Here is a 26,486-nt window from a genome sequence, read left to right as displayed (position 1 = left end):
AGGCGCCACGCGCTTCGAACACCGCCTTACCAGCCATACCGCATGGAACTCACCGGCGTCACCTCCCAGTCCATCTTCGACGACAACGCAGCCGACCTCAAACTCTCGTGGGTCGCTGGCCTGGAGGGCGCGGACCGCGCCTTTGACGTGGAATTCGCCCGCGAAGCGACCTCCGCCGCAGACCTGGTGGGCCACCTCAACCTGATCCACCCGAACCGGATCCAGGTCCTCGGCAAGCCCGAAATCACGTACTACCAGCGGCTGGACGACGAGACCCGCAAGCGCCAGATGGGCGAGCTGATCCTGCTGGAGCCGCCGTTCCTGGTGATCGCCGACGGCATGGAGCCGCCGCCGGACCTGGAACTGCGCTGCACGCGCTCGTCGACGCCGCTGTTCACCACGCCGGTGTCGTCTGCCGCGGTGATCGACCACCTGCGCCTGTACCTGTCGCGCATCTCGGCGCCGCGCGTGACCATGCACGGCGTGTTCCTCGACATCCTCGGCATGGGCGTGCTGATCATGGGTGAATCGGGCCTGGGCAAGAGCGAACTGGGCCTGGAACTGATCTCGCGCGGCCACGGGCTGGTGGCCGACGACGCCGTCGATTTCGTCCGGCTGGGGCCGGATTTCATCGAGGGCCGCTGCCCGCCGCTGCTGCAGAACCTGCTGGAAGTGCGCGGCCTGGGCCTGCTCGACATCAAGACCATCTTCGGCGAGACCGCAGTGCGGCGGAAGATGAAGATCAAGCTGGTGGTGCAGCTGGTGCGGCGCAACGACGGCGAATTCGAGCGGCTGCCGCTGGATTCGCAGTACCTGGACGTGCTCGGGCTTCCCATCCACATGGTCAAGATCCAGGTTGCGGCCGGCCGCAACCTGGCCGTGCTGGTCGAGGCCGCCGTGCGCAACACCATCCTGCGCCTGCGCGGCATCGACACGCTGCGCGACTTCATGGACCGCCAGCGCGCCGCGATGCAGGCCGATGCGGTCTCGCGCGGCCAGGGCCGGCTGCTGTAAGCCACCGTCCGCCACGGTTTTCAATTGCTTACAACGGCGTGGCAACCGTTCGTCAACGTTTCTCAGGCATGCTCCGTTTTGTGCTGTAATGGGCATCACGCCCGTTACGGAAGCTGCAACGCCGACCCCGGCGCGCGGCGACAAGGTTGTCCACCCCCGAGGAGAGCAAGCATGAAGACCCTGATTGCAGTGTGCGCGCTGGTGACCCCGCTGTTCGCAGCCAGCGCGTTTGCGCAGACCGCCACGCCGGCCACCCCTGCTACGCCGGCCAAGCCGTCGGCGGCGGCTCCGGCAACGCCTGCCGTGCCGGCCACGCCTGCTACCCCCGCCAATCCGGACAAGCCCGCGGCCAATACCCAGCAGGACAAGATGAAGGCCTGCAACGCGCAGGCCTCCGGCAAGAAGGGCGACGAACGCAAGGCCTTCATGAAGGAATGCCTGTCGAAGTCCGGCGCGCCCAAGACCCAGCAGGAAAAGATGGCGGCCTGCAGCAAGTCGGGCAAGGGCAAGAAGGGCGACGAATACAAGGCCTACATGAAGGAATGCCTGTCGAAGGCAGCCTGAGCGCCACCACAGGCGAAATGGCGAACCAAATGGCGAACCGGGAGGTTCGCCATTTTTTCTGCTGTCAAACAGCTGTCATGACGCAGCCGGCACCTGATGCTATGCTTCAGGTGCTATGCGCATCATCCTCATCACCGGCATATCCGGTTCCGGCAAGTCCGTCGCACTGAACGTCCTCGAAGATGCAGGCTATTACTGCGTGGACAACCTGCCGGCGCAGTTCATCCCTGAACTGACCCGCTACCTCGACGCTCAGGGCTACACGCACCTGGGCGTGGCTACCGACATCCGCAGCCGCGAATCGCTCGACCAGTTGCCCGACACCGTGCGGGCGCTCGCCGCCGAGCACCAGGTCGAGGTGATTTTCCTGACCGCCAGCACCGATGCCCTGGTGCAACGCTACTCCGAGACGCGGCGCCGCCATCCGCTGTCGGCGCGCACCGAAGGGGCAGCCGGCGGCGGCGGCGCCTTCAACGACACGGCGCTGATGGAAGCGATCGAGATGGAGCGCGCGCTGCTGAGCCCGCTTGCCGAAGCCGCGCACCGCATCGACACCAGCAATGTGCGCACCAATACGCTGCGCAGCTGGATCAAGGAGCTGATCCGTGACGACAGCCAGCGCCTGACGCTGCTGTTCGAGTCGTTCGGCTTCAAGCACGGCGTGCCCAGCGATGCCGACATGGTGTTCGACGTGCGCTCGCTGCCCAACCCGTACTATGACCTCGCGCTGCGGCCGCTGACCGGGCGCGACGTGCCGGTGATCGACTTCCTGCAGGCCCAGCCGATGGTGCTGGCAATGGCCGAGGATATCCGCGCCTACGTGGAAAAGTGGCTGCCAAGCTTCATTGCCGACAACCGCAGCTACCTGACCGTGGCGATCGGCTGCACCGGCGGGCAGCATCGCTCGGTCTATATTGCCGAAAGGCTCGCCAACTATTTCCGGGCACATGGTAATGTGCTGGTCAGACACCGAGAGCTCGCACCGGCGGGCTGACGCACGCGGCATGGCACCCCGGGCTGCACGGGGCCTCTGAGCGCGGCGTCGGCCTGGCGGCCCAATGCTGCGCGACCCAAGCCTGCACCGCATGTCCTCGACCGACCTCTACCGTCCCGCAGGGTCCGAAGACCCGCCCCGGACGCTCGACAACCTGCCGCTGTTCCCGCTGCACACTGTGCTGTTTCCCGGTGGACGGCTGCCATTGCGCGTGTTCGAGGCGCGCTATGTCGACATGGTGCGCAACTGCCTGCGCGACAGCGCGCCGTTCGGCGTCTGCCTGATCGCCAGCGGCGAGGAAGTGGCCCGGCCCAATCAGCCCACCGTGCCCGAGCTGGTCGGCTGCCTCGCGGAAATCGTCGACTGCAACATGGAGCAGCTGGGCGTGCTGCTGATCCGCGCGCGCGGCCGCGAGCGCTTCCATATCATCAGCCACGAAACCCGCGACGACGGCCTGCTGGTGGCGCGCGCCGAAGTGCTTCCCCCCGATATCATCGACTGCAAGCTGGAACTGCTGGGCGAATGCCTGGACGCGCTGCGACGCATCGTCACGCGGCTGCACGCCGAGCAGCCCGACCGCATGCCGTTCGACGAGCCCTACCTGTGGGACGACCCGAGCTGGGTCGCGAACCGGCTATGCGAACTGCTGCCGGTGCCGCTGAAGGCCAAGCAGATGCTGATGGCTTTGCCGGACGCGGGCATGCGCATCGAGATCGTGCACCGCTACATGCGGCAGAACCACATGCTGTAGGCGGCCGTCCCCCCCGCCCGGCTCCCGCTTCAGAACAAACCCACCCGCGCCTGATCCTCCAGCAGCCGGCGCACCGGAGCGGGTGTGCCCAGCGCATCGAGATCGTCGAGCGACAGCCAGCGCTGCCCGGCCGGCGTCGCGCTGTCCTGTCGCAGCACCTTCCCCTCCGCATTCAGGTCGACCCGGATGGCGCGGATCAGCAGGCGGAAGTGCGTGAACACATGGGTCAGCTCGCCGGCCAGCATGGCGCGCGCGGGGGTGCCGAAAGCGCGTGCGTAGTCGAGCGCGCGGGCCTCGGCGGCTTCCGCGTCGAAGGGCACGGTGTCGACCGGCATCTCCGGCAGGCTCCACAGGCCGCCCCAGATGCCGCTGTCCGGACGCAGGCGCAGCAGCACTTCACGTTCGCGCCGCACCAGCAGCATCACCGTGCTGCGCTCGGGAATCGCCGCGCGCGGCTTGGGCGCGGGCAGCACGGCGGTCAGGCCGTCGCGGCGCGCGACGCAATCGGCGGACAGCGGGCACGCCGCGGCATCAGCCAGGCAAGCGGGCTTGCCGCGCGAGCACACGGTCGCACCCAGGTCCATCAGCCCCTGCGTATAGGCGACCATGTCCTCGCCCTGGCAAGGGCCGGGCGCCGGCAAGGCCAGTCCCGCCAGCTGCCACATGCGCGTTTCCACCGCGCGCTCGCCCGGATGGCCATGGATGCCGAAGCAGCGCGCGAACACGCGCTTGACGTTGCCGTCCAGGATCGGAGAACGGACCCCAGCGCTGAACGCGGCAATGGCCGCCGCGGTAGAGCGGCCGATGCCCGGCAGCGTGACCAGCACCGTGGGGTCGGTGGGGAAGCGCCCGCCGTGCTCGCTGACCACCTGCATGGCGCAGCGGTGCAGGTTGCGCGCGCGCGAGTAATAGCCCAGCCCGGCCCACAGCGCCATCACCTGGTCGGCAGGCGCGGCCGCCAGATCCTGCACCGTGGGCAGTTGCGCGACGAAGCGCTGGAAATAGTCGATCACCGCGCTGACCTGGGTCTGCTGCAGCATGATCTCGGACAGCCAGATGCGGTATGGGTCGCGCGTGTTCTGCCACGGCAGGTCGTGCCGGCCATGCCGGCGCTGCCACGTGACAACGCGCGCGCCGAAGTCGGGGGGCACACAGAGGTCGTCAGGCAGGTCGGGAGCGGTGCGGGGGGCTGGTTTGCGGGGCATCGGTGTGGCAACTGCGTGGCGAGCGGACATGGGCATCGGCGCGCCAAAGAAAAAGGCGCCGCAAGGCGCGGCGCCACATGATATACCGGTCCGCGAGAGCGGCCCGGCTACGCTACCGCAAGGCTGGCACTGTCCGCATCCGCCGCCGGCCGCATCAACCGCTGGGCAAAGCCTTCGATCCGTCCGCTGCGTTCGTCCAGCCCGTTCAGCACTTCCTCCAGCTGGGCGATGCGGCTTTCCAGCGTGTCGGTGGCCTCGTGGATGCGCTCGATCGAATCGACACGCCGGCGCAGCTGCTTCTGGTGCTCGCGCACCTGCGCTTCCAGCGGCGTCATCACCGACTTGAGCCACACCTCGATATCGCGGTTGAGGCCGCGGAAATTCTCCAGCACGCGGCTGGCCATGGTGTTGAACGCGCTTTGCACCAGCTGCGGGCGCGAGCGCGTCAGCATGTTGACCGTGCCGAAATGCGCCTGCACCAGCCGCAGCGTCTCCTGCAGCTCGGCCAGGTAGCGCTCGGCGGTGAACTGCATCGGCGCGGGCAGCGTGAAGCCGTGCTCGGCATTGAAGCGCCGGTACATGCTTTCGATCAGCTGGTGCAGCTGGCCGATCTTGTTGTCGGCATCGCTGACCAGCCCGCTCAGCTGCGCGAACAATCCGTCCATGTCCTCGCGCAGGCCGCGCGAAAAGAAGCGCTCCTTCATCTGCTCGCGCGCGCTGCGCATGGTGCGGCGCACGTCGCGCAATTGCAGGCTCTTGATGATGTCGGCGCTGTGCCGGCCGAACACCAGGCGCAGCGCCTGGAACTTGCTGATGCTCTGCTCGAACTCGTCCTTCTCGCCCTGCACCCGCATCAGCATGTGCTTGACCATCGCATGGTTCTTGCCGCGCAAGCCGCGCAGTTCGAACAGCTGCTCGACGATATCGCGGCGGCGGCTTTGCAGCAGCTGCTGCGCGGCGCGCGCCATGTCCTGCACCAGCCGGTAGACCTGGTCGGAGACGATCTCGCGCCGGCGCGGAATCAGCTGGTCCGACAGCACGTGCTCGAACTCCGGCAGGCCGCTGCGCGCCAGCAGGGTGTCGTCGTGCGTGACCTTGGCCACCAGCCCCTTCTGCGCCGACACCGGATACACGCGCGACTGCTCGATGCCCAGCACCTGCGCGGTGGTCGACACCTGCCGCGCGATTTCCTGCGCGATCTCGCCGGGCTGGCGCAGCGGATCCCACAGGCCGTCGATCTTGTTGAGCACCGCCAGGCAGCCGCGCCGGTGCCCGGCGCCGACATGGCTGCGCCACAGCTCGAGGTCGCTCTTGGTCACGCCGGCGTCGGCGGCCAGCACGAACACCACCACGTGCGCATCCGGGATCAGCCGCAGCGTCAGCTCGGGCTCGGTGCCGATCGCGTTCAGGCCCGGCGTGTCGAGGATCACCAGGCCCTGGCGCAGCAGCGGATGCGGGAAATTGATGACGGCGTGGCGCCAGCGCGAAATCTCGACCATGCCCTCGGCATCGACCGCATAGGCGGCATCGGGGTCGTTCTCGTGGTACAGCCCCAGCGCCTCGGCCTGCTCGGGCGGCACGCGCATGGTCTGCACCACGTGCTGGAACGCCTCCAGCATGCCCTCGGGCGACGACGGGTCCAGCGGCACCGAATGCCAGTGCGATGCCGAAGTGCCGGCCTCGATGAAGTCGGCGGTGGAGGCGTCCTGCAGGCGCGTCTCGATCGGCAGCAGGCGGATGCTGGGCGGCTCGGCCTCGTCGTAGCGCAGCTCAGTCGGGCACATGGTGGTGCGCCCCGCCGACGACGGCAGGATGCGGCGCCCGTAGTCGGCAAAGAAGATGGCGTTGATCAGCTCGCTCTTGCCGCGCGAGAACTCGGCAATGAAGGCGACCTTGAGGCGGTCGCTGCGCAGCACGCTCTGGATGCGCTGCACCCGGTCGTCGGCCTGGGCATCGTACAGGTCGTGCTGCTGCAGCCAGGACTGGAATTCGGCCAGTGACTGGAGGACACCGGTTCTCCAGGCGCCGTATTGTTCGAATTGGTGGGCGAGCGTTGTCATGGACCTGATGGGCTGACGTGGTTTTGCCTCGGGGCCCGCCACCTGCGCGGCATGCCCGTGTTCACGCAATGCCGGTCCGCACCCCCTGCCGTTCACACGCGGCCGGCCATTTTGTAACTTTTTATGACTGCGCACACGATACAGGTTTCTACGGCGCTTTTGTGGAATTCGCGTCCCTTGGATGGCAGTGACCCCGCCAGTGTTGCGCCGACCCATCGACCCGCTGCAGCGGGCGATCCCTGCAGCACTCCGCCCGCTGGTCAGTGCTGGCAGTTGGTGCAATAGAAGGTGGAACGCTGGCCCTGCACGATCTGGCGCACCGGCTTGGCGCACACCTTGCATGGCAGGCCGGCGCGGTCGTAGACAAAACAATCGAGCTGGAAGTAGCCGCTGGCACCGTCGCTGCCGACGAAGTCGCGCAGCGTGCTGCCGCCGCGCTCGATCGCCTGCGCCAGGGTGTCCCGCACCGCCTGCGCCAGTCGGTCGCAACGCGCGCGGCTCAGACGCCCGGCCGGCGTGGTGGGATGGATGCCGGCACGGAACAGGCTTTCGGACGCGTAGATATTGCCCACGCCCACCACGATCGCGCCGGACAGCAGCACGGTCTTGATCGCGGCACTGCGGCCGCGCGTATGGTGGTGCAGCCAGGCGCCGTCGAAGGCGGAATCGAATGGCTCGATGCCGAGGGTGCTGAGCAACGGATGCGACGGCAGTTCCGCCTCGGGTAGCGTGGTCCAGAGGATGGCGCCGAAGCGGCGCGGATCGCGGAAGCGCAACACGATGGTGCCTGGCTGCTGGCCTGGCGCTGCTACCGACGCTGCGCCGGGCCCCGCGTCGAGCACCAGGTCGAAGTGGTCGTGCACGCCCGGCGGTGGTGCCTCGGGCAGCACCCTCAGCGTGCCCGTCATGCCGAGATGCACCAGCAGCCAGCCGGTGGGCTGCGCTGCGTCGGCGTTGACGCATTCGAGCAGCAGATACTTGCCGCGGCGCTCGATGCGGCGCACCAGGCGCCCGGCCAGGCGGCTTTCGAGTTCCGGGTCGACCGGCCAGCGCAGGCCCCGGTGGCGCACCGTGACCGCGGCGATGCGCCGACCCACCACATGCGGCAGCAAGCCGCGCCGGGTCACCTCGACCTCGGGCAATTCAGGCATCGAACCTCTCCGTTGGTTACCGCTCAAAACTGCTGCAGCGCCTGCTGGCGCCAGCCTGCGGCGCCAAGCAGCGCATTGTAGCGGCAGGCTACAATGCCCTTATCAATGCGCAATCTCCCATCCTTCGCCAGCGCGCGCCGGAGCACTCAATACATGTCGGACCTGATGCCGGACCTGATGCCGGACTCCACGTTGCAAGCCACCGCGGGCGGCGGCCTGACCACATCGCCGGGCGCCGGCTCGCGAACGGCGCGCCGTGCCGGCACCTTCGCCCGCTGGTGGCAGGCGCCGCGGCGCCATGTGCGCGCGCTGGCCGCCGGTGCGCTGCTGGCGGCGGCGGGCGCCAGCCACGCCGCGCCGCCCGACGGCGCAGGGTCCCTGCCCATGCTACAACTGGCCGCGGCGGACGCACCGGCGGCGGCCAAGCCGGCGCGGCCGGCACTGCCGTCGCTGGAGCTGACCGACGATATCGTCTATATGGTGCTGGCCGCCGAGATTTCCATCCAGCGCGGCCTGGTCGGTCCGGCCTACCGCACCTATCTGGAACTGGCGCGCCAGACCCGCGACCCGCGCTTCGCCCAGCGTGCCACCGAGATCGCCTTCAACGCGCGCATCCCGCAGCAGGCGCTTGACGCCGCGCGCCTGTGGAAAGAGATTTCTCCGGCCTCGCCGGCGGCCGGCCAGGTGCTGTCGACGCTGCTGGTACTCAACGGCCGCTGGGACGACGCCCGCCCGCTGCTGCAGCAGCAACTGGCTGCGGTCCCGGCCAGCCAGCGCGGCGATGCCATCCTGCAGCTGCAGCAGCAGCTGTCGCGCACCAGCGATCCGGCCGGTGCGGCCACGCTGCTGCAGGACCTGACCCGCAACGAAACCAAGCTGCCCGAAACCCAGCTGGCGCTGGCGCGCGCGCGCGAAGTCGCCGGCGACGAGCCGGGCGCGCTGGCCGCGCTGGACCAGGCCTTGCGGCTGCGGCCCGGCTATGAAGCGGCCGCGCTGATGTCGGCCGAACTGCGCGCCGAGAAGCAGCCCGACGAAGCCGTGGCGGTGCTCAAGCGCTTCCTGGAAAAGTCGCCCGAATCGGTCAACGGCCATATCACGCTGGCGCGGCTGTACCTGCTGAAGAACGACATGCCGGCGGCCCGCCAGGAATTCGAGACGCTGCGCAAGGTGGCTCCCGCCGATCCGCGCGTGCCGCTGGCGCTGGGTCTGACCAGCCTGCAGGCGAAGAACTACGGCGAGGCCGAGCAGTACCTGCAGGAATACCTGCAGCTGGTCGAAAAACAGCCCAGCGCCAACCCCGATATCGCCTACCAGTACCTGGCGCAGATTGCCGAGGAACGCAAGGACTACGCCGGCGCGATCCGCTGGCTCGACCGCATCGAAGACATCCGCCTGGCACCGGCGGCCACCGCCAAGCGCGCCCAGCTGCTGGCGCGCATGGGCAAGCTCGACGACGCCCAGGCGCTGTTCGGCGAGATGCTCAGCGACGCCGAGGACATCCCCGATCCCGGCCAGCGCTCGCAGCGCGTGACCGCCATCCGCCAGGCCGAAGTGGCCACGCTGATGGAAACCAAGGCCTACGACCGCGCCCGCAAGGTGCTGAACGACCGCATCGCGGCGGAGCCCGACAACGCCGACTGGATCTACGAGCTGGCCATGCTCGACGAGCGCCAGAAGCGCTACGCCAGCATGGAAACCGGCCTGCGCCGCGTGATTGCGCTGCAGCCTCAGCAGAAGCAGGGCTACAACGCCCTCGGCTATTCGCTGGCGGACCGCAACGAGCGCCTGCCCGAGGCGCTCAAGCTGCTGGAGCGTGCCTCCGAGCTGGGTCCGGACGATCCGTACATCATGGACAGCCTGGCCTGGGTCAAATTCCGCATGGGCGACCTGCAACCGGCGGCCGCGCTGCTGCGCAATGCCTATGCCAAGGCCCCCGAGGCCGAAATCGGCGCGCACCTCGGCGAGGTGCTGTGGCAGCTCGGCGAACACGACGAGGCCCGCAAGACCTGGACCGAGGCCGTGCGCATCGATCCCGAGAACGAGACCCTGATCGACACGCTGCGCCGCTACAAGGTCAACGTGCAGCCGTCCAAGTAAGCCCGTGCGCCGCGGCCGGCAAGCCCGGCTTGCGGCGCCGGATTCCCGTCAGCCCGGCGGCCGCCGCGCCGCCGTCCTCACGACCATGCCCATGAACCGATCCCGACGCCTGGCGCTGCTTTGGCTTGGCGCGCCACTGCTGCTGCAGGCGTGCGCCAGCGTGGCGCCGTCGCGCAGCTTCGATGTCGACCAGGACGCTGCCAGCCAGCAGTACACCGGCCGCTTTTCCGCCAGCTACGTGCGCTACGGGCGCGACGAGGGCGTGCAGGGCAGCTTCCGCTGGGAGGAGCAGGGCCGCAACGTGCGGCTCGACCTGGTCTCGCCGCTTGGCCAGACCCTGGCCGTGGTCACCGCCACGCCCTCGGGCGCCACGCTCGACCTGCCCAACCAGCCGCCGCGCAACGCGCCCGAGGTCGACACCCTGATGGAGGAAGCGCTGGGCTTTGCGCTGCCGGTGGCCGGCATGCGCGACTGGCTGCACGGGCGTCCCACCCAGGGCACGCCTGCGCGCGCCACGCGCGACGAGCTGGGCCGGCTGGCGACGCTGGCGCAGAACGGCTGGACCGTGCGCTACGTCGCCTGGCAGGAGACACCAGCCGCCGGGACCGCGGCCACCCAGGTGCCACGTCGCATCGACCTGGCCCGCGATGCCGGCAGCAATCCACTGTCGGTGCGGCTGGTGATCGATCCACAGACACCTTGACCACCGCCATAACAGGCGCAACCACGGCCCCCTTCACCCCACCATGCCACGCAGCCATCCCCTGCCCCCGCCCGAACTGCGCGACTGCCCCGCGCCGGCCAAGCTCAACCTGTTCCTGCATGTGACCGGCCGCCGCGCCGACGGCTACCACACGCTGCAGACCGTGTTCCAGCTGGTCGACTGGTGCGACACCCTGCATTTCCGCCGTCGCGACGACGGCGTGCTCACGCGCGTTACCGACTTGCCCGGCGTGCCGGCCGAAACCGACCTGGTGGTGCGGGCGGCGCGCGCCCTGCAGGCCGCGACCGGCACCACCTTCGGCGCCGACATCGCCATCGACAAGGTGCTGCCGATGGGCGGCGGCATCGGCGGCGGCTCTTCCGACGCCGCCACCACGCTGCTGGCGCTGAACCACCTGTGGGGCCTGGGGCTGACGCGCGCCGAGCTGATGCGGATCGGGCTGACGCTGGGTGCCGATGTGCCGGTGTTCGTGCTCGGACAGAACGCCTTTGCGCAGGGCATCGGCGAGGAGCTCACGCCGGTCGAGCTGCCCGACAGCTGGTTCGTGATCATCCACCCGAAACAGCACGTGCCGACCGCTGAAATTTTTTCGGACGAGTGCTTGACAAGGGATACGCCGGTCTCCATAATTGCGGTCTTCGCTGCTCGCACAAACAAATTCGATTTCGGTCGCAACGATCTGGAACCGATAGCAACAGCGAAGTTCGGCGAAGTCGCCCGAGCCCTGGCATGGCTGAAGCAACACAATCAGCATGCCCGGATGACCGGTTCCGGAGCCTGCGTGTTTGCGCGTTTTCCTGACGCAAAGACAGCGCAGCAGGTTTTGGAAGGGTTGCCACCCGAATGGGATGGCAGGTGCGTGAGAAGTCTGGCACATCACCCGCTCGCGACGTTCGCATAGCAAGTTATCGTTCGGCGCGGTACGGCAGTTTGGTACCACGAAGAACGGCCCGGTTGTGTAGGGGAGTCGCCAAGTTGGTCAAGGCACCGGATTTTGATTCCGGCATTCGAAGGTTCGAATCCTTCTTCCCCTGCCATTACTTCCTATAGTGTCCTAACGGAACACGATATCTCCAAGTCACCGGCTTCGCCGGTGACGCCAAGCTCCCCCAGCAGCAAGACAGGTGCCCCGAATGAGCAGCGAAGGCTTGATGGTATTTACCGGCAACGCCAACCCCAAACTCGCGGAGGCTGTCGTACAGCACCTCGGCATTCCGCTGGGCAAGGCTCAGGTTGGCCGTTTCTCCGACGGTGAAGTCCAGGTCGAAATCCAGGAAAACGTTCGCGGCAAGCACGTCATCGTGCTGCAGTCCACCTGCGCGCCGACCAACGACAACCTGATGGAACTGATGGTGATGGTCGATGCGCTCAAGCGCGCCTCGGCACGCAGCATCACTGCCGCCATGCCCTACTTCGGCTATGCCCGCCAGGACCGCCGCCCGCGTTCGGCGCGCGTGGCGATCTCGGCCAAGGTGGTCGCCAACATGCTGGAAGTCGCCGGCGTCGAGCGCGTGCTGACGATGGACCTGCACGCCGACCAGATCCAGGGCTTCTTCGATATTCCGGTCGACAACATCTACGCTTCGCCGGTACTGCTGGGCGACCTGCGCGAGAAGAACTACGGCGACCTGCTGGTGGTCTCGCCGGACGTCGGCGGCGTGGTCCGTGCCCGCGCGCTGGCCAAGGAACTGAACTGCGACCTGGCCATCATCGACAAGCGCCGTCCCAAGGCCAACGTGGCCGAGGTGATGAACATCATCGGTGAAGTCGAAGGCCGCAACTGCGTCATCATGGACGACATGATCGACACCGGCGGCACGCTGTGCAAGGCCGCCCAGGTGCTGAAGGAGCGCGGCGCGCTGAAGGTCTTCGCCTACTGCACGCACCCCGTGCTGTCGGGCGGCGCGGCGGCACGCATCGCGGATTCGGCGCTGGACGAAGTGGTGGTGTGCGACACCATCCCGCTGTCCGAGGAAGCCGCCAAGTGCACCAAGATCCGTCAGCTCTCGACCGCTCCGCTGCTGGCCGAGACCTTCACCCGCATCGTCAAGGGCGACTCGATCATGTCGCTGTTCGCGGGTTCCTGATAGAATCTACGGTTTTACCGCGTTGATCATCGTTGTCTGGTGATCAACGTTACTTGATCGGCGCATATTTTTGCCTTTGCGCCGCAACGAGGCTGTCTGGTCGCGGACAGCCTTCTTACTTTTGGAGTCATCATGAAAGTTGTCGCTTTCGAGCGTAGCGTACAGGGAACGGGTGCGAGCCGCCGCCTGCGCAATTCGGGCAAGACCCCCGGCATCATCTACGGCGGCGCCGCCGAGCCGAAGATGATCGAACTGGATCACAACGCCCTGTGGCACGCCCTGAAGAAGGAAGCGTTCCACTCGTCGATCCTCGACCTGGAAGTCGCTGGCAAGTCGGAAAAGGCGCTGCTGCGCGCATTCCAGATGCACCCGTTCAAGCCGCTGGTGCTGCACGTCGATTTCCAGCGCGTGTCGGCCAACGACAAGATCCACGTCAAGGTGCCCCTGCACTTCATGAACCAGGAAACCGCTCCTGGCGTGAAGCTGGGCCACGGCCTGGTCAACCACATCGTCAACGACCTGGAAGTGTCGTGCCTGCCGGCCGACCTGCCCGAGTTCATCGAAGTGGACGTCGGCGCGATGGAGCTGGGCCAGACCCTGCACCTGTCCGACCTGAAGCTGCCGAAGGGCGTGACCGTGATCACCCACGGTGACGACAACCCGGCCATCGCCAGCATCTCGCAACCGGCTGGTGCCGTGTCGGAAGCTGCCGAAGGCGGCGAAGCCGCTGGCGAAACCCCGGCCGCCTAAGCTGCCGCAGCGGTGGCGGCCCGCGGGCCGCGCCACGAAGAAACCGCCGCTCTTGCGGCGGTTTTTTTTCGCCCGGCAGCGGACTGCCGGTTTTTCGGTATCCTTGGCGCCTGTGGCGCAGTCCCGCGCGCCAACGACACAGTCACACGCATGATCAAGCTTATCGTCGGCCTCGGCAATCCCGGTGCGGAATACGAGGCCACCCGACACAACGCCGGCTTCTGGCTGGTGGACCAGCTGGCCCGCATGGGCGGCGCCACGTTGCGCGTCGAGGGCCGCTTCCACGGGCTGGCCGCGCGCGCGCGGCTCTGGGACCAGGAGATCTGGCTGCTCAAGCCGTCGACCTTCATGAACCGCTCCGGCCTGGCGGTGGTGTCGCTGGCGCGCTTCTACAAGGTCCTGCCCGACGAGATCGTGGTGGTGCATGACGAGATGGACCTGCCGGCCGGCGCCGCCAAGCTCAAGCGCGGCGGCGGCGCGGGCGGCCACAACGGCCTGAAGGACATCTCGGCCCACCTGGGCACGCAGGACTACTGGCGCCTGCGCGTGGGCGTGGGCCATCCGCGCAATGCGCCCGGCGGTGCCGGCGGGGGCCGCGAGGACGTGGTCAACTTCGTGCTCAAGCCACCGCGGCGCGAGGAGCAGGAAGCCATCGATGCCGCAATCGACCGCTGCATCGAGCCGCTCGGCCTGCTGGCCCGTGGCGATGCCGAGCGCGCCATGGCGCAGCTGCATACCGCGCGCTGAGCGCCGCACGCCAACCAGCATATTTTTGCGACAGCAGCATGAAAACGGGCCGCATCCGCGGCCCGTCGTCGTTTGGCTGCACCGGTCTGCAGTTGCAGACATAGTGTCATCAAAGTGCCATGGGCACCACCTAAATTGCGGGGTTTCCAATCGCGTCGGTATCGCATGGTTGCCGATGCGCATGACATCCCACAGGAGGAAAGCCCATGTCGTACCTGACCGACGAAGCGCGCGCCGCAAGCCGCGCCGCCAAGCCCGACGTTGACGTGCCCGGCCAGATGCTCGAGGACATCGTCGCCGCCAACCCGGCCCGCCGCCGGGTGCTGCGCGGCGGCCTGGGCCTGTCGCTGGTGTCGGCATTCGGCAGCGGCCTGCTGGCCGCCTGCGGCGGCGATGACGATCCCGCTCCGGCTCCGGCGCCCGCACCGGCCCCTGCACCCGCACCCGCTCCGGCCCCGGCACCGGCCACGCCGAGCTACGAGGTCACCTTCGAGCCGATCGCGAAGTCCACCGCCGACACCGTGGTGGTGCCCAGCGGCTACAGCGTCGACGTGCTGTTCTCCGCCGGCGACCCGGTCGAAGCCGGCGCCACCGGCTATGCCGGCGCCTTCCAGTCGTCGGCCGAGACCGAGCGCCAGGCCGGCGGCAACCACGACGGCATGCATTACTTCGCTCTGCCTGGCGTCGATCCGCAGAAGGGTGGCCTGCTGGCGATCAACCACGAGCTGCCGGACTACAACATCCTGTTCCCGACTGCCTACGACGCCGCCACCGCGAGCCCGGAGCAAAAGCGCATCGCCCTGTCGGCGGTCGGTATTTCCGTGATCGAAGTCGAGCTGGCCGCCAGCGGCAAGTGGCAGGTCAAGCGCGACTCGATCTACAACAAGCGCTACACCGGCAACACGCTGTACCGCGTCGGCGGCCCGGCCGCACCGGTGGTCGGCGCCACCGTGGTCGGCATGCTCAACAACTGCTCGAGCGGCCACACCCCGTGGGGCACTTACCTGACCTGCGAGGAAAGCACCGACAACTACATCGACCCGAACCAAGCCGACAACGGCTACGGCTGGGTGGTGGAGATCGACCCGTACGGCACGCTGGGCGCGCCGGCCAAGCGCACCGCGATGGGCCGCTTCGACCACGAGAACGTCGCCTACATCACCGACGCCAACAACAACGTGGCCTTCTACATGGGCGACGACGGCACCCCGGGCTGCATCTACAAGTTCGTGCCGAGCAAGGCCTTCGACCCGAACAACCGCGCCGCCAACGCCAACCTGCTGGACACCGGCACGCTCTACGTGGCGAAGTTCAACGCCGACGGCAGCGGCCAGTGGATCGAACTGTCGCAGGGCAAGAACGGCCTGACCGTCGGTGCCTCGGACCCGGGCAACTGGACCCAGTCGGCGGTGTCGCCGGCCCCGACCACGGTCGACTTCGCCACCCAGGCAGACGTGCTGATCAACACCAAGTCGGCCGCGCGCGTGGCCGGCGGCACGCTGATGGACCGCCCGGAGTGGATCACCGCGGCACCGGACAACACGCTCTACTGCACGCTGACCAACAACAGCGGCCGCCAGCAGACCGACGCCGCCAACCCGCGCAAGAACAACCTGCACGGCCACATCATCAAGTGGACCGAAGCCGGCAATTCGCCGCTGGCGACGACCTTCACCTGGAGCATCCTGCTGCAGGCCGGCGACCCGTCGCTGGCCACGGACAACCTGAAGGGCAACATCAACGGCGACACCTTCTCCAGCCCGGACGGCCTGCGCGTCGATCCCAAGGGCCGCCTGTGGGTGCAGACCGATTCGAGCACCAGCGCCACCTACACCGGCACCTTCGGCAACAACAGCATGTACTACATCTCGCCGACGGGCCAGTCGAAGCGCTTCCTGGCGGGTCCGACCGGTTGCGAGATCACCGGCATCGCCTACACGCCGGACCTGACCACCTGCTTCATCAATATCCAGCACCCGACCGGCAAGTGGCCGGATGCCGCCAAGCCGCCGCGCTCGTCCACCATCGTGGTGCGCCGTGCCGACGGCAAGCCGATCGGTGCCTGACCAGTGCAGTAGGCAGTAACCGTAGTAATTGGGGAAAGGTTAAGCCCCCGTCACCTTGCGGTGCCGGGGGCTTTTTTTGCACTGCTAAAGCCGCGATAGCGAGGCCCGGATAGCGAGGCCTGGCCAGGCGGGGCCCGAGTCAGGCCGCGTGCCGGGCTGCCGTCAGCAGCCGATACCGCTGCATCAGGACCTCATGGGTCTCGACGCGGTTCGGGTCCTTGGGAATGCACGCGACCGGGCAGACCTGCTGGCATTGCGGCTCGTCGAAGTGCCCGACGCACTCGGTGCACTTGTTGGGGTCGATTTCATAGATCTCGGGCCCCATCGAAATGGCTTCGTTCGGGCACTCGGGTTCACAAACGTCGCAGTTGATGCAGTCGTCGGTGATCATCAGCGCCATGGTGTTTCCTTCCTGCGGACACGCCCGCGCCCGACTGGCCGCGGTCTGACGTGTCTGAAGCCGTATTTTATTCCGCTTTGCCGATTTTCTCTTGCAGCCAGCGCTCCACCGACGGGAACACGAACTTGCTGACGTCGCCGCCCAGTACCGCGATCTCGCGCACGAAGGTGCCGGAGATGAACTGGTATTGGTCCGACGGGGTCAGGAACATGGTCTCGACGTCCGGCAGCAGATAGCGGTTCATGCCCGCCATCTGGAACTCGTACTCGAAGTCGGACACCGCGCGCAGGCCGCGCACGATCACGCGCGCATTGTTCTTGCGCACAAAGTCCTTGAGCAGCCCGGAGAAGCCCTCGACGCGCACGTTGGGATAGTGCCCGAGCACTTCGCGTGCAATGCTGATGCGCTCTTCGAGCGAAAAGAACGGGCGCTTGTTGGGGCTGTGCGCCACGCCGACCACCAGTTCGTCGAAGATGTTCGACGCACGGCGGACCAGATCCTCGTGTCCCCGGGTCATTGGATCGAAGGTGCCGGGATAGACCGCGCTGACCATACTTCCTCCTTGATCTGCCCGCTGCCGGCCGTGGAGGGGCCGCCTCTTGCGCCGGCCGGGCCGGCGTGGGTGCTGCGTCGCGAGCGTTGTGACAGCGGCGTAGTGTAACCCTAAATGCCCCGCTTGGAAGTCGCCGGAGGCACCGTTTTGCGGCAGTGCACCCAAGAACCGGTTCCGCAATCAGGAAGGGTCCCTTCCCCGTTCCGGAACCACCGCGCCACGGGCCTGGCGGATCAGCCGGCGCCGTTGCCCGGCACGCGGTGCTGCAGCAGGTGGAAATGCACCGCCCCCGCGCGCGCGTGCCGCACGATCTCGAGCGCGGCCGGCACCGGCGCGTCGGCGCCGGTCAGCGGGTGATCGGTCTCGACATAGACCGCCCCGCCCGGCCGCGACAGCCGCGCCGCGTGCGCCAGCGACGGGCCGATCCAGTCCTCGGCGAACGGCGGGTCCAGGAACACCACGTCGAAGCTGGCATCCGGCAGTTGCGCGGCAATGGCGAAGGCGTCGCCTTGCAGCACGCGCACCTGCCCGGCATCGAGCCGGGTCACGTTGTCACGCAATTGCCTGGCCACGCGCGCATTGGACTCGACCAGCGTCACCGCGGCCGCCCCGCGCGAGGCGGCCTCGAAGCCGAGCGCACCGGAGCCGGCGAACAGGTCCAGGCATTCCAGCCCGGACAGGTCCTGGCCCAGCCAGTTGAAGAGAGTCTCGCGCACGCGGTCGGGGGTCGGGCGCAGGCCCTGGGCGTCAGGCACCGGCAGCAGCGTGCGCTTCCAGCGTCCGCCGATGATGCGGACCTGCGCGGGTGCCTGGCGCGGCACGGGAGAGACGGGAGATCGCCCGCGAGGCGCGGGCGAGGGCAATCGGGAACGCGAATTCATGCCGTGATTGTAGAGCCTGCGGCAGGCTCCGCCGCAGGCGATGCCGCCGTCGTCGCCGACGTCTTCGCTAACATCACTGCCGCGAAGCCGTGGGCGCGGTGCGCACCGGCCCGCCAACGATCACCGTGGCCATATTGTCCGGGTGCACGTGACGCTGGAACGCCGCCCTGACCTGTTCGCGCGTGACCTTGCCGATCTGCGCGGTCCAGGTATCGAGGTAATCGAGCGGCAGCCCGTACCAGCCGATATTGGCCACGTTGGTCAGCAGCTTGCGGTTGTTGTCGATGCGCAGCGGGAAGCCGTTGACCAGGTTGTCCTTGGCCGCGCGCAGCTCCTTCTCGCTCGGGCCCTCGGCGACAAAGCGCGCCAGCACCTGGCGCACCAGCGCCAGCGCCTCGTCGGTCTGGGCCTTCTTGGTCTGCAGGCTGATGCCGAACGGCCCCGGCTGCTTGGACGGCGCGAAGTAGCTGTCCACGCCGTAGGTCAGACCGCGCTTCTCGCGCACTTCGTCGGTCAGGCGCGAGCTGAAGCCGCCGCCGCCCAGCACGTAGTTGCCCACCAGCAGCGCGAAATAGTCGGGGTCGCCCCGCGCGATCGCCGGCTGGCCCAGCGCCACGCTGGACTGCTGCGCCGGGTGCGGCAGGCGCTGCTCGCTGGGCGCGATCTTCAGCCGCACCTGCGGCAGCGTGGGCGCGGCACGGCCGGGCGGCAGCCCGCGCGTCAGCTGCTCGGCGATGGCCTCGGCCTGCTTGCGGTCGACCGCGCCGATCAGCGTCACCACCGCGCGCTGCGCGCCGTAGTTGTCGCGCCAGAAGCCGACGATGTCGTCGCGCGTGATCGACGCCACGCTCTCGGGGGTCGCGGCAACGCCGTAGGGATGGTCGGGATACATGGCCCGGGCCAGCGCCTTGTCGGCGATCACGCCCGGCTTGGTGTCGGCTTCGCGGATGGCGGTGATCAGGCGCTGCTTTTCACGCCCGACCACGGCATCGGGATAGGTCGGCGCCTTGATCAGCTGCGCCGCCAGCGCGACCGACTGGTCCAGCTCCGGCTGCGCGGTCAGGGTGCGCAGCCCGATGCCGCCGCGGTCGCCGCCGGCCGCGCCGCCGAAGGCGGCACCCGTATCGGCAAAGGCATCGGCGATCTTGGCCTCGTCGCGCGCCGGCTGGCCGTCCTGCGCGGCGGCGCCCTTGTCCAGCAGGGCAGCGGTCAGTGTGGCCAGCCCGGCCTTCCCCTGCGGGTCATAGCGGCTGCCGGCGTCGAAGTCGATATTGATGTCGAGCATCGGGATCGACGGGCTGTGCACAAAAAACACCCGGGCGCCGGTGGACGCGGTCCAGTGTTCGATCGGGATCGCCGCCTGCGCCAGCTGCGCGGCCAGCAGCACCACGGCGCCCAACGCGGCGCCGGCCAGTTTGCGCAGCGGGCGCCGCGCAGAAGTGATGGACTGGGTCATCGCCTTGTTCTCAGTGGCGCAGGCCCGACGGGGCCTGCGACTTGGGCTTGTTCGGGTCGATCGGCTGCGGCACCAGCGTGGCCACGGTGAGGTTGTCGTCATTGAAATACTTCGCCGCGACGGCCTGCACCTGGGCCGGGGTGACGGCCTTGATCTTGTCGAGCATGCGGTCGATCTGGCGCCACGAGATCTCCGAGATCTCGGCCACGCCGATCTCCATGCCCTGCCCGAATACCGAATCGCGCTTGTAGATCTGGCCGGCCACCACCTGCGCCTTGACGCGCTTGAGCTCTTCCGGCGACACGCCCTCGCGGGCGATGCGCTGGATCTCCGCGCGCAGCGCGCGCTCGATCTCGTCGGTGTTGTGGCCCGCCGCCGGCGTGCCGTCCAGCACGAACAGCGACTCGCCGCGGTTGATGCTGTCGTAGCCGACATTGACGTCGTCGGCCAGGCGCTGCTCGCGCACCAGTTCGCGGGTCAGGCGCGCGTTGTCGTAGCCGTTGAGCACCGCCGCCAGCACCTCGAGCGCATAGGGGTCGACGTCTTTCTCGACGTCGCGCAGGCGCGGCACCTTGTAGGCCATCACCATGTACTGGTTCTCGGCGGGCGCCTTGACCCAGATGCGCTTGATGCCCTTCTGCGCCGGCTCTTCCTGGTCCTTGCGCACCGGCAGCGCGCGCGGCTTGAGCTTGCCGTAGTAGCGCTCGGCCAGCGCGCGCACTTCGTCGGCCCTGACGTCGCCGGTGACGATCACGGTGGCGTTGTTGGGCACATACCAGTGGCGATACCAGTCCTTGACGTCGTCGACGCGCATGTTGACCAGGTCGTCCATCCAGCCGATCACCGGGTGGCGGTAGGCGGCGGCGGTGTAGACGGTAGCCAGCAACTGCTCATAGACCGTGCCGCGCGCGGAGTCGTCGGTGCGCAGGCGGCGTTCTTCCATCACCACCTTCATCTCGCGCTCGAACTCGTCCCGGGTGATGACCAGGTTGGCCATGCGGTCGGCTTCCAGCTCCATCATCTTGGGCAGGTATTGCTTGCCGATCTGCTGGTAGTACATGGTGAAGTCGCGGTTGGTCATGGCGTTCTCGCGCCCGCCGAGTGCCGCCACCTGCTTCGAGAATTCGCCCACGCCGACCTTGGGCGTGCCCTTGAACATCATGTGCTCCAGCATGTGGGCCACGCCGGTGGTGCCGCTGACCTCGTCGATGCCGCCCACGCGGTACCAGACCTGGTGTGCCACCGTCGGGGCGCGGTGGTCTTCCTTGACGATCAGCCGCAGGCCGTTGGACAGACGGTACTCGGTCGTGCCGTGGGCGGTGGCGCCGGCCGGCGCGGTCTGCGCCGCCGGCATCGGCGAGGCCACCACGCCCTGCGCCGCCGCGGGCAGCGCCCACGGCAACAGTGCCAGCAGCAGCGCGGGGATGGAGCGCCGCGCCAGCCGCGCGGCGCGTGCGGAAGGTGCCTGCAACGGCGGTGCGTGGCGTTGGATGCGCGTTTGGGCGGCGGCGTTGGTGCCTGGTACGCCCGGTGCGCCCGTTGCGGTCATGACAGCGCAATGGTTCATGCGACCCCGTCTGCTAAAATTTTGCCGATCGATTCGCGTGCGCGACGCTGCGCGCGAATCTGCCATGTAGTGAACTCATGTAGCGAACTATACGCAATCGCCGGCCGGGACCACAACGGTTTCTCCCCAGCCATCGCGAAGCCTGCGTAACCCATTGATTAATCACCGGTTGCCTGCTGGCATTGGCTGCCGCCAGGGTTTCGGCCCCGGTATTGACCCCGTTCCCCAATGTTTAGTTTCTGGAAGAAGCGCAAGGCCGAGCCGGCCCCCATCGAGGCGCCCGCGCCAGCCCCGGCCCCCACGCCCGAGGTGCCCGCGCCCGCACCGGCACCGTCCCCGACGCCAACGCCAACGCCAACGCCTTCGCCTTCGCCCGCCCCTGCGCCCGTGCCGGTTCCCGTGCCCGTCCCCGTGCCGGCGCAAGTGCCTCCGCCCGCGCCAGCGCCGGTGGCAGCCGAGGCGCTGGAACTGGTGCCGCCGCCCGCCCCCAGCGCCGAAGCCCGGCAGGGCTGGATGCAGCGCCTGCGCACCGGCCTGTCCAAGACCAGCCGCAACCTCGGCACGCTGTTCGTCGGCGTCAAGGTCGACGAAGACCTGTTCGAGGAACTGGAAACCGCGCTGCTGATGGCCGACGCCGGCGTCGAAGCCACCGAGTACCTGCTGGGCGAACTGCGCAAGCGCGTCAGGTCCGAGCGCATCGAAACCGCCGAGGGCGTCAAGGCGGCGCTGCGCGAGCTGCTGACGCAACTGCTGCGCCCGCTCGAAAAGACCATGGCGCTGGGCCGCGAGCAGCCGCTGGTGATGATGATCGCGGGCGTCAACGGCGCCGGCAAGACCACCAGCATCGGCAAGCTGTGCAAGCACTTCCAGCGCTATGACCAGAAGGTGCTGCTGGCCGCCGGTGACACCTTCCGCGCCGCCGCGCGCGAGCAGCTGACGATCTGGGGGGAACGCAACAACGTCACCGTGGTGGCGCAGGAAAGCGGCGACCCCGCGGCGGTGATCTTCGACGCGGTCAACGCCGCCAAGGCGCGCGGCATCGACATCGTCATGGCCGACACCGCCGGGCGCCTGCCGACGCAGCTGCACCTGATGGAAGAGCTGAAGAAGGTCAAGCGCGTGATCAGCAAGGCCATGCCGAGCGCGCCGCACGAGGTGCTGCTGGTCATCGATGCCAATACCGGCCAGAACGCCCTGCAGCAAACCCGCGCCTTCGACGACGCGCTCGGGCTCACCGGCCTGATCGTGACCAAGCTCGACGGCACCGCCAAGGGCGGCATCCTGGCGGCGATCGCGCGCCAGCGCCCGGTGCCGGTGTACTTCATCGGTGTCGGCGAGAAGGTGGAAGACCTGCAGCCGTTCAAGGCGGAAGAGTTCGCCGAGGCGCTGCTGGGGTAAATTCCAACGTCTTTCAAGACAAAACGCCCCGGCAATGCCGGGGCGTTTGTGCTTTGCCGGGGCGAAATACTATTCCGCGTCAGGCTGCGACTTCGGCTCCGCCTTCTGGAACGCCGGCAGTGCCATGCAGGTTTCATAGATCTTCGCGATCGCGGGATAGCGCGCCACGTCGATATTAAAACGCTGCGCGTTGAACACCTGCGGCACCAGGCACAGGTCGGCCAGCGTGGGCGTGTCGCCAAGGCAGAAACGCCCGGCCTTGCCGCTGCGATCGAGGTTGGCTTGCAGCGAGGCGAAGCCGAGCTCGATCCAGTGGCGGTACCAGGCGTCCTTGACCTCGTCGGTCACGCCCACCGTGTGCTTCAGGTACTTCAGCACGCGCAGGTTGTTCAGCGGATGGATCTCGCAGGCAATCTCCTGCGCCAGGCCGCGCACATAGGCGCGGTCCAGCGCCGTGCCGGGCAGCAGCTTCGGCTCGGGGTGGACCTCGTCCAGGTACTCGACGATGGCCAGCGATTGCTGCAGCACGTGCTCGCCATCGACCAGCGCCGGCACCAGGCCGTCGGGGTTCAACGCGCGGAACTCCGGCTTGAGTTGCTGGCCGCCTTCCTTGAGCAGGTGCACCGGCACGTAGTCATAGGACAGGCCCTTCAGTTCCAGCGCGATACGCACGCGGAACGAGGCCGAACTGCGGAAATAGCTGTAAAGCTTGAGCATTGGTTCAGACTACCTTGATGGTGAGATCGCCCACGCCGCCGACGTGGCACTGCATGACATCGCCCTTGACCACCGGCCCCACGCCCTCGGGCGTGCCGCTGAAGATCAGGTCGCCGGGCTGCAGCTCGAACAGCTTCGACAGGTACGACACCATCTCGGGCACCGACCAGATCAGGTCCGACAGATCGCCGCGCTGCTTTTCCACGCCATTGACCGACAGCGTGACCTCGCCCTTCTCGGGATGGCCGATGGCGGCGACCGGCACGATCGGGCCGATCGGCGCGGAACGGTCGAAGGCCTTGCCGGTCTCCCACGGGCGCCCGGTTTTTTTCGATTCGTTCTGCAGGTCGCGGCGCGTCATGTCCAGGCCCACGGCATAGCCGAACACATGGCCGGCGGCCTGCTCGACCGGGATGTCGCGGCCGCCCTTGCCGATCGCCACCACCAGCTCCACTTCATAGTGGCAGTTGCTGGTGCCCGGCGGGTACGGGAAGGCGCCCTCGGTGCCGTCGGCGACGTAGCTGACCGCATCGGACGGCTTGCAGAAGAAGAACGGCGGCTCGCGGTCGGGGTCCGAACCCATTTCCCGGGCATGGGCGGCATAGTTGCGGCCGACGCAGTACACGCGCCGGACCGGAAAGCTGGTGTGGCTGCCGCGCACAGGCACGCCGACGGGCGCGGGCGGGGCGAACACGAATTCGGTCATGCATCTCTCCAGATAGTTCTGATCGGTGCTGCGACGGGGCCCGGTGCCGGGCGCAGCAGGGCAACAGGATACACCGCGGGCCGGGGGCCTGCGTACGGCCGCATACAATGAATCCAGGCACGCTCGCAGCGCCGCCGCACCGGACTGGGGCGTCATCCCTGGCGCTGCCGGCGCGAATCTTGCATGGCGCACTGCAACAGAGCCAGCCATGACACGACGCCATCCGCCCCCCACGCCCACGCCGGCAACCGCGGCCCGCACCAGCCGGGTGCTGCGCATCCTGCTCGTGCGCGACCCGCTCGATGCCGATCCCCTCAACGTCGAAACCATCCGCAGCGGGCTGGTGAACGCGGGCTTCACCGAGATCCAGATCGTCGACGCCGACATGCGGCTGCCCGACGTGATCACCGCCACCCAGCCCGACATGCTGATCATCGCGTCCGAGTCGGCCGCGCGCGACACCATCGAGCACGTGTGCGTCTCGACCCAGCATGCACCGCGCCCGATCGTGCTGTTCACCGACAACGACGACAGCCAGCGCATCAAGGCCGCGCTGAGCGCGGGCATTACCGCCTATATCGTCGACGGCCTGCGCGCGGAGCGCGTCAAGACCGTGCTCGACGTCGCCTACGCGCGCTTCGAGCTGGACCAGCAGCTGCGCGCCGAACTCGACGCCACGCGGCTGAAGCTGGCCGAGCGCAAGGTGGTGGAGCGCGCCAAGGGCCTGCTGATGCAGGCGCGCGGGCTCAGCGAGGAAGACGCCTACAAGCGCCTGCGCAGCATGGCGATGGAACGCGGGCTGAAGCTGGTCGATGCCGCCCAGCGCGTGATCGACGTGATGGGCTGAGCGTCAGGGCCGAACGCCCGGCGCCAGCCGTCGCGGTGCAACGCCGCACGCGGCTGGTGCGCTGCACGTTCCTGGCGCGCCCCTATTTCCGCCTCGCTCAGCCATTGCCGTCGGCATTGCGCCGGCTGTGTCCGGACCGCGTCACCTACGCACCGACCTCGCTCATTTCATCTCCCTTTTCGCCCCGTTCCGGCACAACGCTCCCCGAAATGCTGCACCGCACAGTGCTGGCATACGCCTTGCGTTGTGCAGGCATCGGCCAACGGCGGCCGATCGACAATTCAGGCGGACACGGCCAACGCAGGCCGCGTCACGCCACGGACAACGGCGTCCCCGCAGCGCACCGGTCTTCTGGCGAAGCCGGCTGTGTCAGGGGACGCTTTTTTCTTGGAGCCATGCAATGCCCTCTCGCCTTAGCCATGCCAGGCCGCTGCACCCGGCCGTCCAGCACTCCGACGCCGCGGCCGTTGCCGACGCGGTACCGGCCAGCAGCGGCCGGCGCCGTGCGCTGGCCAGCATCGCCGGTGCCAGCGTGATGACGCTGGTCGATCCGCTGGTGCGCGCCGGCGCCTGGGCCGCGGGCTCCGACGCGCCGGAGAAGACCGAGGTGCGCATCGGCTTTATCCCGCTGACCGACTGCGCTTCGGTGGTGATGGCGGCCACGCTCGGGCTCGACAAGAAGTACGGCATCAAGATCACGCCGACCAAGGAAGCCTCGTGGGCGGGCGTGCGCGACAAGCTGGTCAATGGCGAGCTGGACGCGGCCCACGTGCTCTACGGCCTGGTCTATGGGGTGCAGCTCGGCATCGGCGGGCCAAAAAAGGACATGGCCGTGCTGATGAGCCTGAACCACAACGGCCAGGCCATCACGCTGTCGTCCAAGCTGGCAGAGAAAGGCGTGCGCGACGGCGCCAGCCTGAAGGCGCTGATGACGAAGGAAAAGCGCGACTACACCTTCGCCCAGACCTTCCCGACCGGCACGCACGCGATGTGGCTGTATTACTGGCTGGCGGCCAACGGCATCAACCCGATGCAGGACGCCAAGGCCATCACGGTGCCGCCGCCGCAGATGGTAGCCAACATGCGCGTGGGCAATATGGACGGCTTCTGCGTGGGCGAGCCGTGGGGCGCGCGTGCGATCGCCGACAAGATCGGCTTTACCGCCGAGACCACGCAGGCGATCTGGAAGAACCATCCGGAAAAGACGCTGGGTACCACCGCCGAGTTCGTGCAGAAGCATCCCAACACCGCGCGCGCGATGGTGGCGGCGGTGCTGGAGGCGTCGAAGTTCATCGATGCATCGGCCTCCAACCGCCGCAAGACCGCCGAGACCATCGCCGCGAAGTCCTACGTCAACACCGACATGGACATCATCCTCGACCGCATGCTGGGCCGCTACACCAACGGGCTGGGCAAGACCTGGGACGACCCCGACGCGATGAAGTTCTACCAGGACGGCAACGCGAACTTCCCGTTCCTCTCCGACGGCATGTGGTTCCTGACCCAGCACAAGCGCTGGGGCCTGCTCAAGGCCCACCCGGATTACCTCGCCGTGGCCCGGCAGGTCAACCGCATCGATATCTACAAGCAGGCCGCCACCGCCGCTCAGGTGCCGCTGCCCAGAAGCGACACGCGCAGCTCCAAGCTGATCGACGGCGTGGTCTGGGACGGCAAGGACCCGAAAGCCTATGCCGACGGTTTCAAGATCAAGGCCGCCGGCACGCCTGCCGCCTGATTCGCAGTGCCCTGAC

Annotated in this window: 24 protein-coding genes and 1 tRNA gene; 15 read left to right on the top strand and 10 right to left on the bottom strand. The window is 67.9% G+C overall.

What is annotated here, in order from left to right; translation table 11 throughout:
• Positions 1–42: 42 nt before the first annotated feature.
• The 4 genes from hprK to ACEI37_RS12715 all read left to right on the top strand — a co-directional run bounded on the left by hprK (position 43) and on the right by ACEI37_RS12715 (position 3,323).
• Entirely contained in the window at positions 43–1,014 is a 972-nt protein-coding gene (gene hprK / locus ACEI37_RS12730; protein WP_012351664.1) for an HPr(Ser) kinase/phosphatase, read from the top strand.
• A gap of 171 nt (positions 1,015–1,185) precedes the next feature.
• Positions 1,186–1,578 carry a PsiF family protein gene (locus ACEI37_RS12725; protein ID WP_373379180.1) on the top strand — a complete coding sequence of 131 codons (393 nt, stop codon included), beginning with the start codon at positions 1,186–1,188 and terminating at the stop codon, positions 1,576–1,578.
• 115 nt (positions 1,579–1,693) lie between these two features.
• The gene (rapZ, locus tag ACEI37_RS12720; RefSeq protein WP_373379179.1) at positions 1,694–2,572 is read left to right on the top strand and encodes an RNase adapter RapZ; all 879 of its coding nucleotides are present in this window, start codon (positions 1,694–1,696) and stop codon (positions 2,570–2,572) included.
• 91 nt (positions 2,573–2,663) lie between these two features.
• The gene (locus tag ACEI37_RS12715) at positions 2,664–3,323 is read left to right on the top strand and encodes an LON peptidase substrate-binding domain-containing protein (RefSeq protein WP_373380251.1); all 660 of its coding nucleotides are present in this window, start codon (positions 2,664–2,666) and stop codon (positions 3,321–3,323) included.
• 29 nt (positions 3,324–3,352) lie between these two features.
• Here ACEI37_RS12715 and mutY read toward each other — a convergent pair whose 3' ends face one another.
• The 3 genes from mutY to mutM all read right to left on the bottom strand — a co-directional run bounded on the left by mutY (position 3,353) and on the right by mutM (position 7,739).
• On the bottom strand, positions 3,353–4,528 hold the full coding sequence (gene mutY / locus ACEI37_RS12710; protein ID WP_373379178.1) for an A/G-specific adenine glycosylase: 1,176 nt from the start codon (positions 4,526–4,528) through the stop codon (positions 3,353–3,355).
• Between the two features lie 107 nt (positions 4,529–4,635).
• Complete coding sequence (locus tag ACEI37_RS12705; RefSeq protein WP_373379177.1) at positions 4,636–6,588, bottom strand: dynamin family protein; 1,953 nt, start codon at positions 6,586–6,588, stop codon at positions 4,636–4,638.
• A 260-nt stretch (positions 6,589–6,848) separates the two neighbouring features.
• A complete protein-coding gene (gene mutM / locus ACEI37_RS12700) occupies positions 6,849–7,739 on the bottom strand; it encodes a bifunctional DNA-formamidopyrimidine glycosylase/DNA-(apurinic or apyrimidinic site) lyase (protein WP_373379176.1) in 891 nt (296 codons plus the stop codon).
• A gap of 153 nt (positions 7,740–7,892) precedes the next feature.
• On the opposite strand from mutM, the gene ACEI37_RS12695 reads away from it, so the two are divergent.
• From ACEI37_RS12695 to ACEI37_RS12660, 8 genes are all read left to right on the top strand, one after another.
• On the top strand, positions 7,893–9,836 hold the full coding sequence (locus ACEI37_RS12695) for a tetratricopeptide repeat protein (protein ID WP_373379175.1): 1,944 nt from the start codon (positions 7,893–7,895) through the stop codon (positions 9,834–9,836).
• 91 nt (positions 9,837–9,927) lie between these two features.
• On the top strand, positions 9,928–10,539 hold the full coding sequence (gene lolB, locus ACEI37_RS12690) for a lipoprotein insertase outer membrane protein LolB (RefSeq protein ID WP_373379174.1): 612 nt from the start codon (positions 9,928–9,930) through the stop codon (positions 10,537–10,539).
• 43 nt (positions 10,540–10,582) lie between these two features.
• Complete coding sequence (gene ispE / locus ACEI37_RS12685; RefSeq protein WP_373379173.1) at positions 10,583–11,461, top strand: 4-(cytidine 5'-diphospho)-2-C-methyl-D-erythritol kinase; 879 nt, start codon at positions 10,583–10,585, stop codon at positions 11,459–11,461.
• A 59-nt stretch (positions 11,462–11,520) separates the two neighbouring features.
• A tRNA-Gln gene (locus ACEI37_RS12680) sits at positions 11,521–11,597 on the top strand.
• A gap of 96 nt (positions 11,598–11,693) precedes the next feature.
• The gene (locus ACEI37_RS12675; protein ID WP_062796633.1) at positions 11,694–12,647 is read left to right on the top strand and encodes a ribose-phosphate pyrophosphokinase; all 954 of its coding nucleotides are present in this window, start codon (positions 11,694–11,696) and stop codon (positions 12,645–12,647) included.
• Between the two features lie 132 nt (positions 12,648–12,779).
• The gene (locus tag ACEI37_RS12670) at positions 12,780–13,397 is read left to right on the top strand and encodes a 50S ribosomal protein L25/general stress protein Ctc (RefSeq protein WP_012351653.1); all 618 of its coding nucleotides are present in this window, start codon (positions 12,780–12,782) and stop codon (positions 13,395–13,397) included.
• A gap of 150 nt (positions 13,398–13,547) precedes the next feature.
• Positions 13,548–14,144, top strand: coding sequence for an aminoacyl-tRNA hydrolase (gene pth, locus ACEI37_RS12665; RefSeq protein ID WP_373379172.1), 597 nt, complete (start codon positions 13,548–13,550; stop codon positions 14,142–14,144).
• 206 nt (positions 14,145–14,350) lie between these two features.
• On the top strand, positions 14,351–16,210 hold the full coding sequence (locus ACEI37_RS12660) for a PhoX family phosphatase (RefSeq protein WP_373379171.1): 1,860 nt from the start codon (positions 14,351–14,353) through the stop codon (positions 16,208–16,210).
• Positions 16,211–16,349: 139 nt separating this feature from the next.
• Here the strand turns inward: ACEI37_RS12660 and ACEI37_RS12655 are convergent, their stop codons facing one another.
• From ACEI37_RS12655 to ACEI37_RS12635, 5 genes are all read right to left on the bottom strand, one after another.
• Positions 16,350–16,610: a YfhL family 4Fe-4S dicluster ferredoxin gene (locus tag ACEI37_RS12655; protein ID WP_012351650.1), complete on the bottom strand. Its 261-nt coding sequence runs from the start codon at positions 16,608–16,610 to the stop codon at positions 16,350–16,352.
• Between the two features lie 67 nt (positions 16,611–16,677).
• Complete coding sequence (gene coaD / locus ACEI37_RS12650; RefSeq protein WP_062796627.1) at positions 16,678–17,163, bottom strand: pantetheine-phosphate adenylyltransferase; 486 nt, start codon at positions 17,161–17,163, stop codon at positions 16,678–16,680.
• A gap of 233 nt (positions 17,164–17,396) precedes the next feature.
• On the bottom strand, positions 17,397–18,044 hold the full coding sequence (gene rsmD / locus ACEI37_RS12645; protein ID WP_373379170.1) for a 16S rRNA (guanine(966)-N(2))-methyltransferase RsmD: 648 nt from the start codon (positions 18,042–18,044) through the stop codon (positions 17,397–17,399).
• 73 nt (positions 18,045–18,117) lie between these two features.
• Complete coding sequence (locus ACEI37_RS12640) at positions 18,118–19,500, bottom strand: M16 family metallopeptidase (protein WP_373379169.1); 1,383 nt, start codon at positions 19,498–19,500, stop codon at positions 18,118–18,120.
• Between the two features lie 10 nt (positions 19,501–19,510).
• A complete protein-coding gene (locus ACEI37_RS12635; RefSeq protein WP_373379168.1) occupies positions 19,511–21,067 on the bottom strand; it encodes a M16 family metallopeptidase in 1,557 nt (518 codons plus the stop codon).
• 228 nt (positions 21,068–21,295) lie between these two features.
• Between ACEI37_RS12635 and ftsY the strand changes: the two genes are divergently transcribed.
• On the top strand, positions 21,296–22,465 hold the full coding sequence (ftsY, locus tag ACEI37_RS12630) for a signal recognition particle-docking protein FtsY (protein WP_373379167.1): 1,170 nt from the start codon (positions 21,296–21,298) through the stop codon (positions 22,463–22,465).
• Positions 22,466–22,534: 69 nt separating this feature from the next.
• Here the strand turns inward: ftsY and maiA are convergent, their stop codons facing one another.
• Positions 22,535–23,182 carry a maleylacetoacetate isomerase gene (gene maiA, locus ACEI37_RS12625; protein ID WP_373379166.1) on the bottom strand — a complete coding sequence of 216 codons (648 nt, stop codon included), beginning with the start codon at positions 23,180–23,182 and terminating at the stop codon, positions 22,535–22,537.
• A gap of 4 nt (positions 23,183–23,186) precedes the next feature.
• The gene (locus ACEI37_RS12620) at positions 23,187–23,888 is read right to left on the bottom strand and encodes a fumarylacetoacetate hydrolase family protein (RefSeq protein WP_116336046.1); all 702 of its coding nucleotides are present in this window, start codon (positions 23,886–23,888) and stop codon (positions 23,187–23,189) included.
• 208 nt (positions 23,889–24,096) lie between these two features.
• Here ACEI37_RS12620 and ACEI37_RS12615 point away from each other — a divergent pair, with 208 nt between their 5' ends.
• Positions 24,097–24,735, top strand: a complete 639-nt coding sequence (locus ACEI37_RS12615) for an ANTAR domain-containing response regulator (RefSeq protein WP_373379165.1) — start codon at positions 24,097–24,099, stop codon at positions 24,733–24,735.
• A gap of 400 nt (positions 24,736–25,135) precedes the next feature.
• Positions 25,136–26,470 carry a CmpA/NrtA family ABC transporter substrate-binding protein gene (locus ACEI37_RS12610; RefSeq protein ID WP_373379164.1) on the top strand — a complete coding sequence of 445 codons (1,335 nt, stop codon included), beginning with the start codon at positions 25,136–25,138 and terminating at the stop codon, positions 26,468–26,470.
• The last annotated feature ends 16 nt before the right edge of the window (positions 26,471–26,486 follow it).

Origin of the sequence: Cupriavidus nantongensis (genome assembly GCF_041726985.1) — a bacterium.
Lineage (GTDB): Bacteria > Pseudomonadota > Gammaproteobacteria > Burkholderiales > Burkholderiaceae > Cupriavidus > Cupriavidus nantongensis_A.
This window is presented reverse-complemented; position numbering and strand designations above follow the sequence as displayed.